We start from the raw sequence: 17,060 nt of genomic DNA on the forward strand, positions 1-17,060 counted from the left end.
AATGTAAATTTGCGCGATAATTAATTAGTGAAAAGCATAGAACCTTAGTAACTTAGAATCTTAGTCACTTAGAAATGAAATACAATCCAAACGAAATTGAAGCCAAATGGCAAAAATATTGGGCAGAAAATCAAACTTTTGCAGCAAAAAATAACTCTGAAAAACCGAAACATTATGTACTCGATATGTTTCCTTATCCATCTGGAGCAGGATTACATGTTGGGCATCCGCTAGGTTATATAGCTTCAGATGTTTATTCTCGTTTCAAAAGACATCAAGGTTTCAATGTTTTGCATCCAATGGGTTACGACAGTTTCGGATTGCCGGCTGAACAATATGCAATTCAGACAGGACAGCGTCCGGAAGATACGACTCGCGTAAATATTGACGGTGGAGTTGATAAAGAAGGAAAACAAATTGCAGGTTACAGAAAACAATTAGATAAAATCGGATTCTCATTTGATTGGGCACGTGAAGTACGTACTTCAAATCCGGATTATTACAAACATACACAATGGATTTTTATCCAACTATTCAATTCTTGGTATTGCAGAAAACAAGGAAAAGCTTTTGAAATTTCTGAGCTTGTAAAAGTATTTGAAGGAGAAGGAAATAAATTAGTCGAAGCAGTTTGTGACGATAACGTTGCAATTTTTACTGCGGATGAATGGAACGCTTATTCTGAAGATCAAAAAGAAAAAATCTTGTTGCAATACAGAATGACCTATTTGGCAGAAACCGAAGTAAACTGGTGTCCAGGCTTAGGAACTGTTTTGGCAAATGACGAAATTGTAAACGGAGTTTCGGAACGTGGAGGCTTTCCTGTTATAAGAAAAAAAATGACACAATGGAGTATGCGAATTTCTGCTTATGCCGAACGCTTACTTCAAGGTTTAAATGATATCGACTGGAGCGAGTCTATAAAAGAGTCTCAAAGAAACTGGATCGGAAAATCGGTTGGTGCTTTGGTAACTTTTAATGTGAAAAACCATGATGAAGTAATCGAGGTTTTCACAACTCGTCCTGATACTATTTTTGGAGTTACTTTTATGACTTTGGCACCAGAACATGATTTGGTAGCTAAAATTACAACTCCAGAACAAAAAGAAGCTGTTGAAGCGTATATCGAAAAAACAGCAAAACGTTCTGAGCGTGAGCGTATGGCCGATGTAAAAACGATTTCTGGAGTATTTACGGGAGCTTATGCTGAACATCCATTTACAAAAGAAGCTATTCCGGTTTGGATTGGCGATTATGTTTTGGCAGGTTATGGAACGGGTGCTGTAATGGCTGTTCCTTGCGGAGACGAAAGAGATTATGCTTTTGCTAATTTCTTTAAAGGTCAAAACGGAATGCAGGAAATCAAAAATATCTTCGCTAATGTTGATATTTCTGAAGCCGCTTACGGATCAAAAGACAATGTTGAAATTGCAAATTCTGATTTCTTAAACGGATTAAATTATAAAAATGCAACGCACGCTGCGATTAGCGAATTGCAAAAAATAGGCAAAGGAATTGGAAAAACAAATTACCGTTTGCGTGATGCTGTTTTTTCTCGTCAACGTTATTGGGGAGAGCCATTCCCGGTTTATTATGTAAACGGATTGCCAAAAATGATTGACACACAACATTTGCCAATTATTTTACCAGAAGTAGAGAAATATTTACCAACTGAAGACGGTTTGCCACCATTAGGAAATGCAGCAGTTTGGGCTTGGGATACAAAACAAAACAAAGTTGTCAATACTGATTTAGTTGACAATGTTTCAATTTTTCCTTTAGAATTAAACACAATGCCAGGATGGGCGGGAAGTTCATGGTATTGGATGCGTTACATGGATGCGCACAATGAAAATGAATTTGCAAGCAAAGAAGCTTTGGCTTACTGGGAAAATGTAGATTTATACATTGGTGGAAGTGAACACGCCACAGGTCACTTATTGTATTCTCGTTTCTGGAATAAATTTTTAAAAGACAAAGGTTTCGCTCCAACTGAAGAACCATTCAAAAAATTGATTAATCAGGGAATGATTTTGGGTACGACGGCCTATGTTTACAGATTGGAAGGAACAAATACTTTTGTATCTAAAAATAAAATTGAAGGTCAAAATGTCCAGCCAATTCGCGTTGATGTTCATTTTGTTAATTCTTCAGATGAATTGAATATCGAAAGGTTCAAAATTTGGAGAGAAGATTTCAATACTGCAGAATTTATTTTAGATGAAAACGGAAAATACATTGTAGGCCGTGAAGTCGAAAAAATGTCTAAATCATATTACAATGTTGTAACTCCAGATGATATTTGTGCAGAATACGGCGCTGATACATTACGTTTATACGAAATGTTTTTAGGTCCGTTAGAGCAGGCAAAACCTTGGAATACGGCTGGTATTTCTGGAGTTTTTGGTTTCTTGAAAAAATTATGGAGATTGTATTTTGATGATAATGGTTTAATCGTAAGCAACGACGAACCAACAAAAGACAACCTAAAATCATTACATAAAACAATTAAAAAAGCGGCAGAAGATATCGAGAATTTCTCTTTCAATACTTCGGTTTCTCAGTTTATGATTTGTGTGAATGAATTGTCTTCTCAAAATTGTCATTCAAGAGCGATTTTGGAACCATTAGCGATTTTGGTTTCACCATACGCACCACACATTGCTGAAGAATTATGGTCACAATTAGGACATACAACTTCGATTTCTGAAGTAGCTTTCCCAATTTTTGAGGCAAGTCATTTGGTTGAAACAAATAAAGAATACCCAGTTTCTTTCAACGGAAAAATGCGTTTCACAATCGAATTGCCTTTGGATTTAACCGCAGCACAAATCGAGGAAATCGTAATGAAAGACGAAAGAACACAAAAACAATTAGACGGTAGAACACCAAATAAAGTGATTATCGTTCCTGGAAAAATCATCAATTTGGTTGGGTAATTTTAAAATTCCAATATAGAAAATTCCAAATTTCAATTTTACGATTGGGGTTTGGGATTTTTTTTGTGCTTTTTTTTCGCCACGAATTACATCCCAAACGCATAGTTTGTCATTTCGACGAAGGAGAAATCTTCACAAGTAACTCTACAAAGATTGGCGATTTTGATTGCGGAGCTACTCGCGAAGATTTCTCGTTCCTCGAAATGACAAGATTGCGGAAAAAACTTTGCGACTTAGCATCTTTGCGAGCAAAATAACTCGCGCACTTAGTGGTTGTAAACCCGCACCAACATTGGAATTTGGAATTTAATAATTAAAAATTTTAAAACTTTTGTAACATTTTAATAGTTGCCGTATCCAAAGGACGGATCCGATTAAATTAACAACTTAAAACTATTAAAAATGAAAAAGTATATCATCTTAATTATCGCATTCTTATTCTCAGCATTATGTTTAAATGTTTTTGCACAAACAAAATCATATCCTTTCGAAGTTCTTAAAACCGGAAAAGGAAAACAATCCATAATTTTCATTCCCGGATTTGCTTCTTCTGGCGAAGTTTGGAACGAAACCAAAACTGCTTTCGAAAAAGATTTCACTTGTTATACACTTACGATGCCTGGTTTTGCCGGAGTGAAACCACAACCAAATCCATTATTTGAAAATTGGAAAACAGAAATTGCCAATTTTATAAAAGAAAATAAAATCGTAAAACCAATTCTAATTGGTCATAGTATGGGCGGAGGATTAGCACTTGCCATTGCTGCTGATTATCCAGAATTAATTGGGAAAATTGTGGTTGTTGATGCGCTTCCGTGTATGGCTGCGCTGATGGATCCTTCTTTTAAATCAAAAGAAAATAATGATTGCAGTGCGACTATAAATCAAATGACCGGAATGACTGATGCTCAATTTCTTGAAATGCAGAAAAAAACAATGCCAAGACTTTTGGCAGATGCTTCTAAACTGGATATGGTTGTCGATTGGAGCGTAAAATCAGATAGAAAAACATTCGGTCAAATGTATTGTGATTTTTCGAATACCGATTTAAGAGCGAAAATCACACAGATTAAATGCCCGTCGTTAATATTATTAGAGTCTTATTTTATAAATTTAAAACCAGCAATTGAAGAGCAATATAAAAACTTGAAAACAGCGAATTTTCAATATGCAAGCAAAGGTCTGCATTTTATTATGTATGATGACAAAGAATGGTATTTGGCACAATTAAACACTTTTATAAAATAATAAGAATGGAATTTGAACAAATCTACAAAACATATTGGGATCGAATATTCAGGCTTTGCATGGGTTTTGTCAATGATTATGATATTGCACAAGATCTCGCTCAGGAAACATTTATAATTGTTTGGCAGAAGTTGGATACATTTAGAAACGAATCGGCTATTGGAACTTGGATTTTCAGAATTGCTTCTAATAATTGTTTGAGACAGATTGAAAAACAAAAACGTTTTCCGAAATCAGAATTGCCAATTCATCTTTCGGAAGAAAAACAGCAATCAATCGAACCGCAGATTCAGTTTTTATACAAATGCATCGCCGAATTGCCAGAAACCGATCGTATCATTATTTCACTGGAGTTAGAAGAGGTGAAGCAAGCTGAAATTGCTAAAATCGTTGGTCTTTCAGAAGCGAATGTAAGGGTGAAAATTCATAGAATTAAAGAAAAATTGACTCAAAAATTTAAAGAAAATGGAAAACAATAATATAAACTTCAACGATTTATGGAAAAAACAAACCGTAAGTCAGCCCGATATGCAGGATTTGCTTTCTAGATTAAGCAAATTTAAAAAAGCATCTTTGCGTAGTTTATGGATGACAAATATTATGCTTTTTGCAACCAGTGCTTTTATAATTTTTATATGGATTTATTATCAACCACAATTTATTTCGACCAAAATCGGAATTGTTTTAACGATACTTGCAATGGTAATTTATCTGTTTGTTTCGAATAAATTATTCAGCAATTATAAAGACATTGATACAACGCAGACGAATCAGGAATATCTTCAAAAATTAATTTTTATTCAAAAAAAGCAACAATTTTTACAGACGAATATGATGAGTTTGTACTTTCTGCTTTTGACAACAGGAATTTGTCTTTATATGTATGAATACGCAAGCAGAATGAGTGTTTTAGGCGCGAGTTTGACTTACGGAATCACTTTGCTATGGATTTTGTTCAATTGGTTTTACATTCGTCCGAAACAAATCAAAAAACAACAATCAAAAATAAAGAGTCTAATTGAAAAATTTGAGGAAGTAAATAATCAATTAGAGTCTTAAATCGGAAAGCTTTGCAGTATTGTAAAGCTTTTTTTGTGCTGAAAAATGCCAAAATGTCATTTTGTTAAAATGGTTCAGAAATTGTGATTGATTTTGTAACTTTAAAAATCAATCAAAAAAATACAAATATGGGAGGTGGATATTTATTACTTGCCGGAGCTATAATGTTGTTTAGCTGGATGGTGAGTTCAAAACTTAAAAGCAAATTCGAGTTATATTCTAAATTGCAATTGCAAAACGGAATGAGCGGTAAAGAAATCGCCGAAAAAATGCTTGCTGATAATGGAATTAGAGATGTTCGTGTTATTTCGACTCCGGGACAATTGACCGATCATTATAATCCGTCAGACAAAACAGTGAATTTAAGTGAAGCAGTTTACAATCATCGAAACGCGGCGGCAGCAGCTGTTGCAGCGCACGAATGTGGCCACGCTGTACAGCATTCTGTCGGGTATGAATGGCTTACAATGCGTTCAAAATTAGTTCCGATTGTGAATGTCGCGTCAAATTTCATGCAGTGGATTTTGCTTGCAGGAATCTTGATGATTAAAGCTTTTCCGCAATTATTGTTAGTTGGAATTGTGCTTTTTGCAGCAACAACTTTATTTTCGATCATTACATTACCAGTCGAATATGATGCGAGCAACAGAGCGTTGGCATGGCTTGAAAATAAGCATATGTTGACACAACAAGAACAAGCAGGAGCAAAAGATGCTTTAAAGTGGGCGGCAAGAACGTATGTGGTTGCAGCTATTGGATCAATTGCGACATTGTTATACTATATTTCAATTTATTCGGGAAGCAGGAGGAATTAATTTGATAATTAGATAATTAGAAAATTTATAGTAAACCCGACAGGTTTTTAAAATCTGTCGGGTTTTGTTTTTGCATATCGATACAAATTAAACTGGACTGAAGTCCAACTCTACAATATGATTTTGTTCCTTCGGAACTAGCAAAGAGCCTTGGCTCAATCCATATTGTAGGGCCGGACTTCAGTCCGGTTTAGAATAGTAAGTTTTAAAATTATCTAATTATCAAATTGACACATTTTCTAATTTACAATTGAATTTGTCTGTCAATCTGCTGGTCTAATGAAATAAAAGTTTCCGTTCTTGAAACACCTTCAATAGCCTGAATTTTATTGTTCAGCAACGACATTAAATGCTCATTATCGCGGCAAATGATTTTAATCAAAACCGACCAGTTTCCGGTTGTATAATGACATTCTAAAACTTCAGGAATTTTTCTTAATTCTTTTACAGCTTCAGAGTTTCGGGAAGCTTTGTCCAGATAAACTCCAATAAATGCCATTGTATTGTAGCCTAAAACTTTTGGATTTACAGTAAATTTTGATCCTGAAATAACACCAGATTGTTCTAGTTTTTTTAATCGCTGATGAATTGCAGCGCCAGAAATACCAATTTTGTTGGCGATTTGTAATATGGGTTTTCGGGCATCGTCCATTAAATAACGAAGAATCTCTTTGTCGATACCGTCAATTTCAATTATTAGGGAATTAATTTTCATAACTTAAAATTTGAAACTATTTTTTGTGATTTGGGTTTTAAATAGAAATCAAATGTAATTAAATTGCTCTGAAAACGGAAATTCCAAATTCCAAAATCGAAGGATTATTATAAAAACAAAAAAATCCAAATCCCAAGTGATTAAGTTGGAATTTGGATTTTAATCCCGAGGCTTCGGGAGTATATTTTTATTCTTAGGTTATTTTCCTTTGTTTGCTTCGGCGATGTATTTTTCTAAAGCCATTGTCATAGAAGGCGTTTCAGGAGTTGGAGCAAGAATGTCAATTCTTAAACCATGGTCTAAAGCTTCTTTTTGAGTTGTGCTTCCAAATACGGCGATTCTGGTGTTGTTTTGTTTAAAATCAGGGAAGTTTTTAAACAAAGATTTAATTCCTGTTGGGCTAAAAAATGCCAAAACATCATAATAAACATCTGCCAAATCAGACAAATCACTCATTACAGTTCTGTAAAAAATAGCCTGTGCCCAATCAACTTTTAAGTTGTTTAGTGTTACAGGAGCATCTGCGTTTAACTGGTCAGATGCAGGAAGTAAAAACTTCTCGTCTTTGTACTTTTTGATTAGCGGAGATAAGTCTGCAAAATCTTTTGCTCCAACGTAAATTTTACGTTTTCTGTACACAACATACTTTTGAAGGTAAAATGCAACAGCCTCAGATTGACAAAAATATTTCAATCCTTCTGGAACTTTGTAACGCATTTCATCAGCCACTCTAAAAAAATGATCTACAGCATTTCGACTTGTTAAAATGATCGCAGTGTAATGATTAAGATCGATTTTTTGTAATCGAATCTCTTTTGCGCTAACCCCTTCCACATGAATAAATGGTCTGAAATCAATTTTTATTTTGTGTTTTTGTTGGAGCTCAAAGTAAGGAGAATTCTCCACTTTAGGTTCAGGCTGTGACACCAAAATTGTTTTCACTTTCATATTATAAACATTTTCTAAGCACTCCCTTTTGTTATCCAATAATAGAGAAAATAATAAGGGGCTATTTCAAGAGCGCAAAGATATAAAATAAAATAAAATAACTTGCCGATTATTGCATTTTGATACGTTTTAATTGAAATAAAATAGGAGTATATACTTATACACAGCGAAATACCTATGATTGCCAACGGAACAATGCTCGGAATATTGTCATAATAAAATAAAACCGCGTTGATAGGAAGCAATAAAACGCCAATATAAGTTCGATATGTGACTTTTTGTAAGTTAAAAAGATCAACAAATTCTTCAATATTAAAGGAAGTTGCGACAATTTTCTCGACTAAATATTTTGCCAAAATAAAATAGAGTAGGAATGTTGCAATCTGAATAAATAAAATCCAGTCGGTTTTTAGGACAATTTCTGCGCTTTTTGAATTCTCTGAAAAAATATGCATCGCCAGTTGAATAAAAAAAGCAAACGAGATAATTTGTACAAAAAATAATCCAACCGTAAAACTGCTTTTCATGTGGCTGTTGTCACGATAGATTTTGGCATATTTATCAGAAATAATAAGCTTACTGAATTCCGAAAATCGGGTTTCATAAGCAGATTTTGTAATTGCAACAACGGCAAAAGTCAGGACAAATAAAGCAGTTGCCCAGTCTTTGTTTTCAATAATTCGTGGATGAAGGTGTTCAATCATAGTGTCACAAAATTAGTAATTTTTTATATCAATAGTTTTATTATAGATTTATTATGAAGCAAATGCTATAAAAAGTTTACTTTTGCGGTGAAATTACCGAGAAAAAAATGAGTGATAGCATTGTCATAATTCCTACTTATAACGAAATTGAAAACATCGAAAGTATAGTGAGAGCTGTTCTTTCGCAACATAAATCTTTTCATCTTTTAATTATTGATGATAATTCTCCAGATCATACCGCAAATAAAGTAATTGCATTACAGGAAGAATATCCTGGTAAATTATTTTTGGAAAAAAGAGCGAAAAAATCAGGTTTAGGAACAGCTTATGTTCATGGTTTTAAATGGGCACTAGAGCGTAAATATGATTTTATTTTTGAAATGGATGCCGATTTTTCACACAACCCAAATGATCTTGAAAAATTATTTGACGCCTGTCATTTTGGAGGTGCCGATTTAGCTATTGGATCTCGTTATGTTACAGGTGTAAATGTGGTGAATTGGCCTTTAAGCCGTGTTTTGATGTCGTATTTTGCTTCGGTTTATGTTAAGTTCATTACCGGAATGAAAATTCACGATGCTACAGCAGGTTTTGTTTGTTATAAAAGAGAGGTTTTGGAAAAAATTAATCTGAACAAAATCAAATTTGTTGGATATGCTTTTCAAATTGAGATGAAATATCGAACTTATTGTGGTAAATTTGAGATAACTGAAGTTCCAATTATTTTTACAGACAGAACAAAAGGAGTTTCTAAAATGAGCAACGCCATTATTAAGGAAGCTATTCTCGGTGTAATTTCTCTTCGATTAAAAAAATTATTCAATACATTATAAACAAAAGGCGATGAACAGGATTTTAATAAAAAACGCTAAAATTGTAAACGAAGGATCAATTTTTGAGGGTGATGTATTGATCGAAAATGATTTGATTGTTGAGGTTTCAGACAGCATCAGCCTAAAAACTTCAGATTGCAAAGTGATTGATGCCGAAGGAAATTATTTAATTCCTGGCGCGATTGATGATCAGGTTCACTTTAGAGAACCGGGATTAACGCACAAAGGTGATATTGAATCAGAATCAAGAGCGGCAGTTGCGGGAGGAATTACCTCTTTCATCGAACAGCCAAATACGGTTCCGAATGCAGTAACTCAAGAAATTTTAGAAGAAAAATACCAGATTGCCTCTCAAAAATCATTTGCGAATTATTCGTTTATGATGGGAGCAACAAATGATAATTTGGAAGAAGTTCTAAAAACAAATCCAAAAAATGTTGCCGGAATTAAGATTTTTCTAGGTTCTTCAACTGGAAATATGTTGGTTGACAGAGAAGAGACTTTAGAGAAAATTTTCTCAAGTACTCCAATGTTAATTGCGGTTCATTGCGAAGATGAAACTACAATTCAAAATAACCTTGCGAAGTTTAAAGAACAATACGGAGAAGATATTCCGGTAACGGCGCATCACTTGATTAGAAGTACTGAGGCTTGTTACATTTCTTCTTCAAAAGCGGTTGCTTTGGCAAAAAAAACAGGAGCAAGACTTCATATTTTCCATCTTTCGACTGCTAAGGAAATGGAATTGTTTACGAATAAAATTCCGTTAGAAGATAAAAAAATTACTGCTGAGGTTTGTGTACACCATCTTTGGTTTACCGATGAAGATTACAAAACAAAAGGGAATTACATAAAATGGAATCCAGCTGTTAAAACTGCTGAAGATCGTGCTGAACTTTGGAAAGCTTTAAATGACGGTCGAATTGATGTTATTGCAACGGATCACGCGCCTCATACAAAAGAAGAAAAACAGCAATCGTATTTGAAAGCGCCATCTGGAGGTCCGCTTGTACAGCATGCAGTAGTTGCAATGTTTGAAGCGCATCATCAGGGAAAAATCAGCGTGGAGAAAATTGTGGAGAAAATGTGCCACAATCCGGCTAAAATTTTTAAAATCGAAAAAAGAGGTTTTATCAAAGAAGGTTATTATGCCGATTTAGTAATTGTAAATCCAAGTTTGCCTTGGAGTGTAAATTCGGATAATATTTTATACAAATGCGGTTGGTCACCTTTTGAAAATATGGCTTTCAAATCGAGAATCACGCATACTTTTGTGAACGGAGAAATGGTTTACAACAATTTTAAAGTAAAAGATGTACGCGCCGGAAAAAGATTATTATTTGACAGATAAAAAACGGAAATGAAGAATTTTGTATTTATAATATTGGTTTTGTTTCTTTCTGTAAGCTGCAAAAAAGAGCTTGTAAAAGAGCCAAAAGGACTTATTGAGAAAGGAAAAATGGTTGATATTATGTATGATTTGTCTCTTTTGGAAGCAATCAAATATCAAAATCCGCTTTCATTAGATTCGGTTGAATCAGATCCGAAGAAATTTATTTTTAAAAAATATAAAGTGGATAGTCTGCAGTTTGCTCAAAGCAATATTTATTACGCAGCAGATTATGAAACGTATAAAGACATGTTTGATGAATTGGGCAAGCGATTGGCAGTTCAGGAAAGAGCGACAGATTCACTTCTTAGAATAGAAGAGAAAAAAGCGGCAAAAGCAGCAAAAAAGAAAGCAATTGAAAAACCTAAAGATTCTATAAAAAGCGCATCAAACCCTGCAAATGTTAATCCTAACAGCAGAGAAAAACTTTTAGATCGATAATTAAAGTTTTGAAATATTTATAATGTACTCCTGTACATCTTGAAAAACCGTTCCTAGAGCGGTTTTTATTTTTTGGTTGGAATATAAATCTTTGGTATATGAAGATTTTGCTGTTGCTTTAGTAAGACGTCTTTTTTGAAAAAACAAAGTAGAAAACACACCATCTGCCATCCAAAGGAAATTCATTAAAAATGGTTTTGCGTGAATATGTGGTTTTTTGACTTTTAGAGCCGTGGCAATCGTATCGAGAATATCTTTAAAAACTACATTTTCGGCAATTAAGGTAAAGCGTTCATTTTTGATGTCGCTTTTCATTAACTGATACGCGATTTTGACAACGTCGTCAACAGTGATAAAACCTGTGCTTCCTAGCGTGTAAAATGGAAGTCCGTTTCTAACTTTCACATATAATTCGGCACTTCCTTGTTGTGCATCTTTTGTTTTCGGAATTGGACCTAAAATCACACCCGGATTTACAATTACAATATCCAAACCTTCCTGAACAGCGCGCCAAACTTCCATTTCGGCTCCATATTTAGAAATAGCATAATCGCTGTGTGGTTTTTCAGGATTCCAATCGGTTTCTTCAGTGATTTCTTTTTCATGAGAAGCCAAATCTCCTAAAGCCGCAATAGAACTTACAAAACAGAATTTTTTTATTCCGCGGGCAATCGAAAAATTGACCATATTGGCAGTTCCTTCAATATTGGTTTTTCGAAGTGCATCTTCATCTTTTGGATCAAATGAAATTAAAGCTGCGCAGTGGTAAACATAATCGATATTTTCAAAAGCAATTTCCAGAGAAGGAACGTCTAAAATATCGGCTTCAAGCCATTCTATTTTTTCAAATAAATTACTTTTTTGGTAAAGTTCAAAAACCGATTTTGTTTTTTGAATACCGCTTTGATTGCGGTAAATAGCCCGAACATTTTCTCCATTTTCAAGTAAATGAAGTAATAAATGTGAGCCTACTAAACCTGTTCCTCCTGTTATTAATATCATTTTGTAAATATAACTTTTTGTTGTAAAGTGGCAAAGAGGCAGAGGTTCAAAGTTGCAAAGGTTTTTTTGAATTTTGCCACAAAGGCACTAAGACGTAAAGTTTTTATAATCGTTGAGTTTTAGCGCCTTTGCGGCAAGAGTTTTACAAAATGGTATATGTAAACAATAGGTCTATAGTGCTATAATCAGTTTTGAAAACTGTATATTCACGGAGAAGATTCTTTTTTAAATTAGCTCTTACTTCTGCACTGAGCTTGTTTTTGTAATTGTATCCAAGTCCTAATGCAAAATTGTTTTCACTTTTGCTTTCTAAATTGATAAGAGAGCTTTTTAAAGTGAATTTTCCGTAAAGATTAAGAACATAGGCTGCATTGATAAATATTTTTGAATTGTCGTTTAAAAAAAGATAGTGGCGTAAACCTATTGGCATCTGTAAATTAGTGTATTCAACTTCTGATGGATGTTGAATTGTTTGCCCATTGTTAATGCTTGTTATTATGCCGTATTCTTGACTGTCTTCATATTTTTGGTAAGCTAGATTCATAAATATGCTCCATTTGTTTTTGTTGACGGGAAGGATATATTCGCCTTCGATTCCAAATTTTGGAGAAATTTTGTTGTCATATTTTGCGTTTGTATATCCAGATGGTTGAGAGCTGTTGATACTTAGTGACTGAGAACTTATTCCAGCCATTATTTTGAGTAAGTATATACTTTTAGTTTCGTTGCTTGAATTTTGTTTTACAGTATTTGCATCAAGATGATTGTACTTTATAAAGTATTTAACTAGCTGTTCTTTTTTGTATTCAAGTTTTTTAATTTCATTTAATGTCGTTGTCTCGCTTTTTACATTGTTGTAAAGTTGCTGTTTGTAAAAAGTGTTTACATCAGTAGTTTTTCCGCCATTATCATTAACAACAAAATATTCTTTATAGACTAGTTGTTCAAGTGGTCTTTCTTTTGTTTCATAAAAAAATCGCATCATATCTCCATTTACGTATTGATATAATGTAGCATCGCCTTTTATTAAAACTTTCAGAAATACAGTGTCGTCTTTCCAAATTGGATTTTTATTTGTTGACAAATTGTCTAATTTGTTGCTTGATTCATCAATTTTTACGCTTGCTCTTTTGTAGGTCACATTGTTTTCAATCCCAAACTCCGTGATGTTTTTTATTGTTTCTGTTTTAGAATCACTATCGTTAAGATTGATTTTGTATTTGAAATCAATAGGGTTATTGTACCAATCGATGTTTTTTATGAAACATTCAGTTTTTGTTCCGTTGTTAGAAATAAAATACCCTTTTTCAAAAGAAATTTGAGCATTAATTGCAGAGAAATAAAGGAATAATGTAAGGAGTAAAATTTTTTTCATGTTAGTAATTTAGGTTGCCGAAAGTATATAAAATAATTTAGGCTTTTTTACGGTTTCCCGCATTTTTGTTTATGGGTTTAAAGTTCTTTAGGATTATTGCTAAAATCTATTTTTAGAATTGTTTTTTTGATATTGTCGTTGCTTTTTGATATTGCCATTGCCATTGATTATATTTGCGCAAAATATTATAAAAATGAAGAATCTAGTTGAAGAATTAAAATGGCGCGGTTTGTACCATGATAGCATGCCAGGAACGGAAGAACAATTGCTAAAAGAGGTAACATCGGCTTATATTGGTTTTGATCCAACGGCAGATTCGCTGCACATTGGCAGTATGGTTCAGATTATTTTATTGGTTCATTTAAAGAATTTTGGTCATCAGCCAGTTGCTCTTGTGGGTGGCGCGACCGGAATGATTGGTGATCCTTCTGGAAAATCTGACGAAAGAAATCTGTTGAACGAAGAAACTTTGGCTAAAAATGTTGCCGGAATCAAAAGTGTTCTATCTCGCTTCTTAGACTTTAATTCAAATGAACCAAATGGTCCAATTATGGTGAATAACTATGACTGGATGAAGGAATTCTCGTTTATTGATTTTGCACGTGAAGTTGGAAAACGAATCACCGTAAATTACATGATGGCGAAGGACTCGGTTAAAAAAAGAATTAACGGAGAGGGTGAAGGAATGTCTTTCACAGAATTTACATATCAATTAATTCAGGGATACGATTTTTATCATTTATATAAAAACAATAACTGCCTTTTGCAAATGGGAGGTTCTGACCAATGGGGAAATATCACCACAGGTACAGAATTGGTTCGTAGAATTGGTGGAGAAAATGCAAAAGCTTTTGCCTTGACAACTCCATTAATTACAAAAGCAGACGGATCTAAATTTGGAAAATCAGAAGGTGGAAATGTTTGGCTTGACGCCGATAAAACTTCGGTTTACAAATTTTACCAGTTTTGGGTAAATGCTACAGATGCAGATGCTGAAAAATATATTAAAATCTTTACTTTCTTAGATAAAGAAACTATTGATGCTTTAATTGCTGAACATCAAGCGGCTCCTCATTTAAGAGTTTTACAGAAGAAATTAGCTGAAGAAATCACGATTTTTGTTCATAGCAAAGAAGAGTTGGAAAAAGCAATTCAGGCTTCAAATATCTTGTTCGGAAATTCAACTGCTGAAGATTTGAAAAAATTGGATGAAAAGACTTTTTTGGAAGTTTTCGACGGAGTTCCGCAAGCTGAAATCGCAAAAGCAGATTTAGAAAATGGATTAGAGATTATTACTGTTTTAAACGAAAAAACAGGTTTCTTTAAATCAAACGGAGAAGCAAGAAGAGCTTTAACTGCGAATTCAATTTCGGTAAACAGAGAAAAAATCAAAGAAGATTTTGTTTTGACAGCAAATGATTTAATTAATAATCAGTTTGTGTTATTGCAAAGTGGAAAGAAAAATTATTTTGTGATTAGAACTGTTTAAATTTTGTTTAACTGTTTAATCGGTTAATTGTTTAATCGATTTTTAAATAGACGGTTAAACAATTAAACAAATCAACGTTAAAAATATCATCAAAATGTCCCAATAGCTTGAAAAAGTTGTTGGGATTTTTTGTTTTGTATGAAATTGAAATCGAATGTTTTTTTAGTAAGTTTATTCTCTAACCAAAAACTATTAACCTAATTATGATTGGATTTTTATTTATTTATTGGATTTGGAAAGCATTTGCTGATTTGGCCGAAAAAAATGAAAAGAACAAATGGCTCTATTTTTTTATTGGAATTGTGTCGTATTATGGAGGAACAATTATTTCTGGATTTGTTTTAGGAATTGTCTTGGCTATTCTTGATGATCCGAGTGCTGTAGATGAAGCTTCTGTAAATCCTGGATGGAATTTGCTTTTTATAGTTTGTGGCGTTTTAGCCTGTTATGGAATATATAAACTTTTAGAATACAGAGGTGAAAAAGAAAGAGAATTGTTAAAAGAAGACAGTATAGATAATATTGGAATCGAGAATGATAATCAAGATTAATAAATATTCTGCTTTAGATTTTTTCGGTTAAACGAATAAACAAATCAACTATTAAACATTTTACAAAACCATCAAGTTACAACCACGAATATCGGAATTATCAAAACGTCCCAATACCTCGAAAGAGTTGTTGGGATATTTTTTGCCTAAATCTTGCGTTGCAATAAAGGAACATGAATTGATGTTAGCTAAATCAATAACATTGATTCCGCCTGTTTTTCCGTCATTTACATATGTAAGTGCATCTTCAGGATCACGAACTAAAATGTTCATCCATGTTGGACATTCAAAAATACCGTCTCCTAATGAATAAGCTTGCGCAAGAAGTTCGGTCATTCCATATTCAGAATGAATTGAAGAAACACCAAAACCTTTGCATAAAATTTCGTGTAATTCTTCGCGAATCATTTCTTTGCGTTTTCCTTTCATTCCGCCAGTTTCCATTATAATGGTATTTTGAAGCTGAAATTGGTGTTTTTCGATTAAATCTAACAATGCGTAAGTAACGCCAATCAAGATTACATTTTGTCCGGCATTATCTAGTTCGATTAGTTTCTGGGTAAGTTCTTCGTGGTTGTGTAAATAAAACCCACTTTCAGGTTGATTAGAGAGCTTTATAAGATCTTCTACCATATAAATTAACGAAGAGCCGTCGCGCTCTAAATAAGACGGTAAAAGGGCTAAAACGACATAATCTTCAATATTGCCGTAAAACTGAGAAAATCCCTGGCGATAACTTTCTTCGTAAAGTGAAACGTCGGTAACCAAATGTCGGCTTGTGACCATTCCGGTTGTTCCGCTGCTGGTAAAAGTAACTTGTGGCAAACCTGAATTAGAAATTACTTCATGAGTTTTGAAAAATTGAATTGGCAAAAACGGAATTTGTTTCAATGTTTTTACCTGTTGCGGATTTACGTTTAAAAAATCACAGAAATCACGATATACTTTGTTGTTCTCGTGCTGAAAACGAAACACTTTTAGTGCTATTTTTTCAAATTGTTTCTGACTTGAAATGGTAAAGATATCGCTGGCTGTAATCAAAACTTTTTTTTGCAAAGATATTGTTTTTAGTTTTTAGTCTCAGTTTTCGACCACGGTTTTTGGGTTTAGTTTAACTGAAAACAAAGACTGCGACTGAAAACTAAAAAAGCTCCCAAGAAGGAGCTTTTTTTATATTTATCTGATAATCAGTTTTCGGGTTGCGGATGCATTTTCTTCACTTATTTTGATGATATAAACGCCTGGAACCAAATCTGAAACGTTCAATTCTCGTGAGCTTAAATGCGTCTGGAGTACTTTTTTGCCCAGAAGATCAAAAATGATTATTTCTTTTTCTAAATCATTTTTGGTCGAAATAAATACTTTTCCGTTAGTAACTGGGTTAGGGTACAAGCTTAAACCCTCGATAGAAGTAGACTCTTGAGGTTTTGGTAATTGTTTACTGTCTTGTGCCGAGACACTTACAGTAAAGAAAAAAGCCAATAAGAATGTAATATAAAAGTAGTTTTTTGCCATCGCATTTATTTGATAAGTAAATATACAAAAAAAATT

General features: G+C 33.5%; 17 protein-coding genes. 10 read left to right on the top strand and 7 right to left on the bottom strand.

All coding sequences use genetic code 11. The features are described 5' to 3' along the window. Positions 1–74: 74 nt before the first annotated feature. The 5 genes from leuS to ACNFIH_RS14605 all read left to right on the top strand — a co-directional run bounded on the left by leuS (position 75) and on the right by ACNFIH_RS14605 (position 6,061). A complete protein-coding gene (leuS, locus tag ACNFIH_RS14585) occupies positions 75–2,939 on the top strand; it encodes a leucine--tRNA ligase (protein ID WP_426483703.1) in 2,865 nt (954 codons plus the stop codon). Positions 2,940–3,341: 402 nt separating this feature from the next. Further along, the gene (locus tag ACNFIH_RS14590) at positions 3,342–4,187 is read left to right on the top strand and encodes an alpha/beta fold hydrolase (RefSeq protein ID WP_426483704.1); all 846 of its coding nucleotides are present in this window, start codon (positions 3,342–3,344) and stop codon (positions 4,185–4,187) included. A gap of 5 nt (positions 4,188–4,192) precedes the next feature. Then, positions 4,193–4,666, top strand: a complete 474-nt coding sequence (locus tag ACNFIH_RS14595) for an RNA polymerase sigma factor (protein WP_320569014.1) — start codon at positions 4,193–4,195, stop codon at positions 4,664–4,666. Next, on the top strand, positions 4,653–5,246 hold the full coding sequence (locus ACNFIH_RS14600; protein WP_426483705.1) for a hypothetical protein: 594 nt from the start codon (positions 4,653–4,655) through the stop codon (positions 5,244–5,246). Before ACNFIH_RS14595 ends, ACNFIH_RS14600 begins: the two co-directional genes overlap by 14 nt. Before the next feature lie 128 nt (positions 5,247–5,374). Further along, the gene (locus ACNFIH_RS14605) at positions 5,375–6,061 is read left to right on the top strand and encodes a zinc metallopeptidase (protein WP_142451733.1); all 687 of its coding nucleotides are present in this window, start codon (positions 5,375–5,377) and stop codon (positions 6,059–6,061) included. 244 nt (positions 6,062–6,305) lie between these two features. On the opposite strand, the gene ACNFIH_RS14610 is transcribed toward ACNFIH_RS14605, so the two are convergent. The 3 genes from ACNFIH_RS14610 to ACNFIH_RS14620 all read right to left on the bottom strand — a co-directional run bounded on the left by ACNFIH_RS14610 (position 6,306) and on the right by ACNFIH_RS14620 (position 8,428). Next, complete coding sequence (locus ACNFIH_RS14610) at positions 6,306–6,776, bottom strand: Lrp/AsnC family transcriptional regulator (RefSeq protein WP_035653302.1); 471 nt, start codon at positions 6,774–6,776, stop codon at positions 6,306–6,308. A 198-nt stretch (positions 6,777–6,974) separates the two neighbouring features. Continuing rightward, positions 6,975–7,724, bottom strand: coding sequence for a uroporphyrinogen-III synthase (locus ACNFIH_RS14615; RefSeq protein WP_035653304.1), 750 nt, complete (start codon positions 7,722–7,724; stop codon positions 6,975–6,977). A gap of 14 nt (positions 7,725–7,738) precedes the next feature. Continuing rightward, positions 7,739–8,428 carry a DUF4271 domain-containing protein gene (locus tag ACNFIH_RS14620; RefSeq protein ID WP_426483706.1) on the bottom strand — a complete coding sequence of 230 codons (690 nt, stop codon included), beginning with the start codon at positions 8,426–8,428 and terminating at the stop codon, positions 7,739–7,741. A 107-nt stretch (positions 8,429–8,535) separates the two neighbouring features. Here ACNFIH_RS14620 and ACNFIH_RS14625 point away from each other — a divergent pair, with 107 nt between their 5' ends. From ACNFIH_RS14625 to ACNFIH_RS14635, 3 genes are read left to right on the top strand one after another with little or no spacing between them, the layout of a single operon-like run. Then, positions 8,536–9,261: a polyprenol monophosphomannose synthase gene (locus ACNFIH_RS14625; protein WP_142451658.1), complete on the top strand. Its 726-nt coding sequence runs from the start codon at positions 8,536–8,538 to the stop codon at positions 9,259–9,261. Between the two features lie 10 nt (positions 9,262–9,271). After that, complete coding sequence (locus tag ACNFIH_RS14630) at positions 9,272–10,612, top strand: dihydroorotase (RefSeq protein WP_426483707.1); 1,341 nt, start codon at positions 9,272–9,274, stop codon at positions 10,610–10,612. Positions 10,613–10,621: 9 nt separating this feature from the next. Next, positions 10,622–11,092: a DUF4296 domain-containing protein gene (locus ACNFIH_RS14635; protein ID WP_426483708.1), complete on the top strand. Its 471-nt coding sequence runs from the start codon at positions 10,622–10,624 to the stop codon at positions 11,090–11,092. Here ACNFIH_RS14635 and ACNFIH_RS14640 read toward each other — a convergent pair whose 3' ends face one another. Both ACNFIH_RS14640 and ACNFIH_RS14645 read right to left on the bottom strand, forming a co-directional pair. Beyond that, positions 11,093–12,094, bottom strand: coding sequence for an NAD-dependent epimerase/dehydratase family protein (locus ACNFIH_RS14640; RefSeq protein WP_426483709.1), 1,002 nt, complete (start codon positions 12,092–12,094; stop codon positions 11,093–11,095). A gap of 142 nt (positions 12,095–12,236) precedes the next feature. Next, positions 12,237–13,469, bottom strand: a complete 1,233-nt coding sequence (locus tag ACNFIH_RS14645) for a hypothetical protein (RefSeq protein ID WP_426483710.1) — start codon at positions 13,467–13,469, stop codon at positions 12,237–12,239. Positions 13,470–13,662: 193 nt separating this feature from the next. On the opposite strand from ACNFIH_RS14645, the gene tyrS reads away from it, so the two are divergent. Both tyrS and ACNFIH_RS14655 read left to right on the top strand, forming a co-directional pair. Next, on the top strand, positions 13,663–14,958 hold the full coding sequence (gene tyrS, locus ACNFIH_RS14650) for a tyrosine--tRNA ligase (RefSeq protein ID WP_426483711.1): 1,296 nt from the start codon (positions 13,663–13,665) through the stop codon (positions 14,956–14,958). Between the two features lie 203 nt (positions 14,959–15,161). After that, positions 15,162–15,509 (top strand): hypothetical protein, encoded by a 348-nt coding sequence (locus ACNFIH_RS14655; protein ID WP_426483712.1) that lies wholly within the window; start codon positions 15,162–15,164, stop codon positions 15,507–15,509. A 60-nt stretch (positions 15,510–15,569) separates the two neighbouring features. On the opposite strand, the gene ACNFIH_RS14660 is transcribed toward ACNFIH_RS14655, so the two are convergent. After that, entirely contained in the window at positions 15,570–16,550 is a 981-nt protein-coding gene (locus tag ACNFIH_RS14660; protein WP_426486726.1) for an acyl transferase, read from the bottom strand. A gap of 135 nt (positions 16,551–16,685) precedes the next feature. After that, a complete protein-coding gene (locus ACNFIH_RS14665; protein WP_426483713.1) occupies positions 16,686–17,024 on the bottom strand; it encodes a T9SS type A sorting domain-containing protein in 339 nt (112 codons plus the stop codon). Positions 17,025–17,060: the final 36 nt, after the last annotated feature.

This window comes from Flavobacterium sp. 2 (assembly GCF_049949195.1).
Taxonomy (GTDB): domain Bacteria; phylum Bacteroidota; class Bacteroidia; order Flavobacteriales; family Flavobacteriaceae; genus Flavobacterium.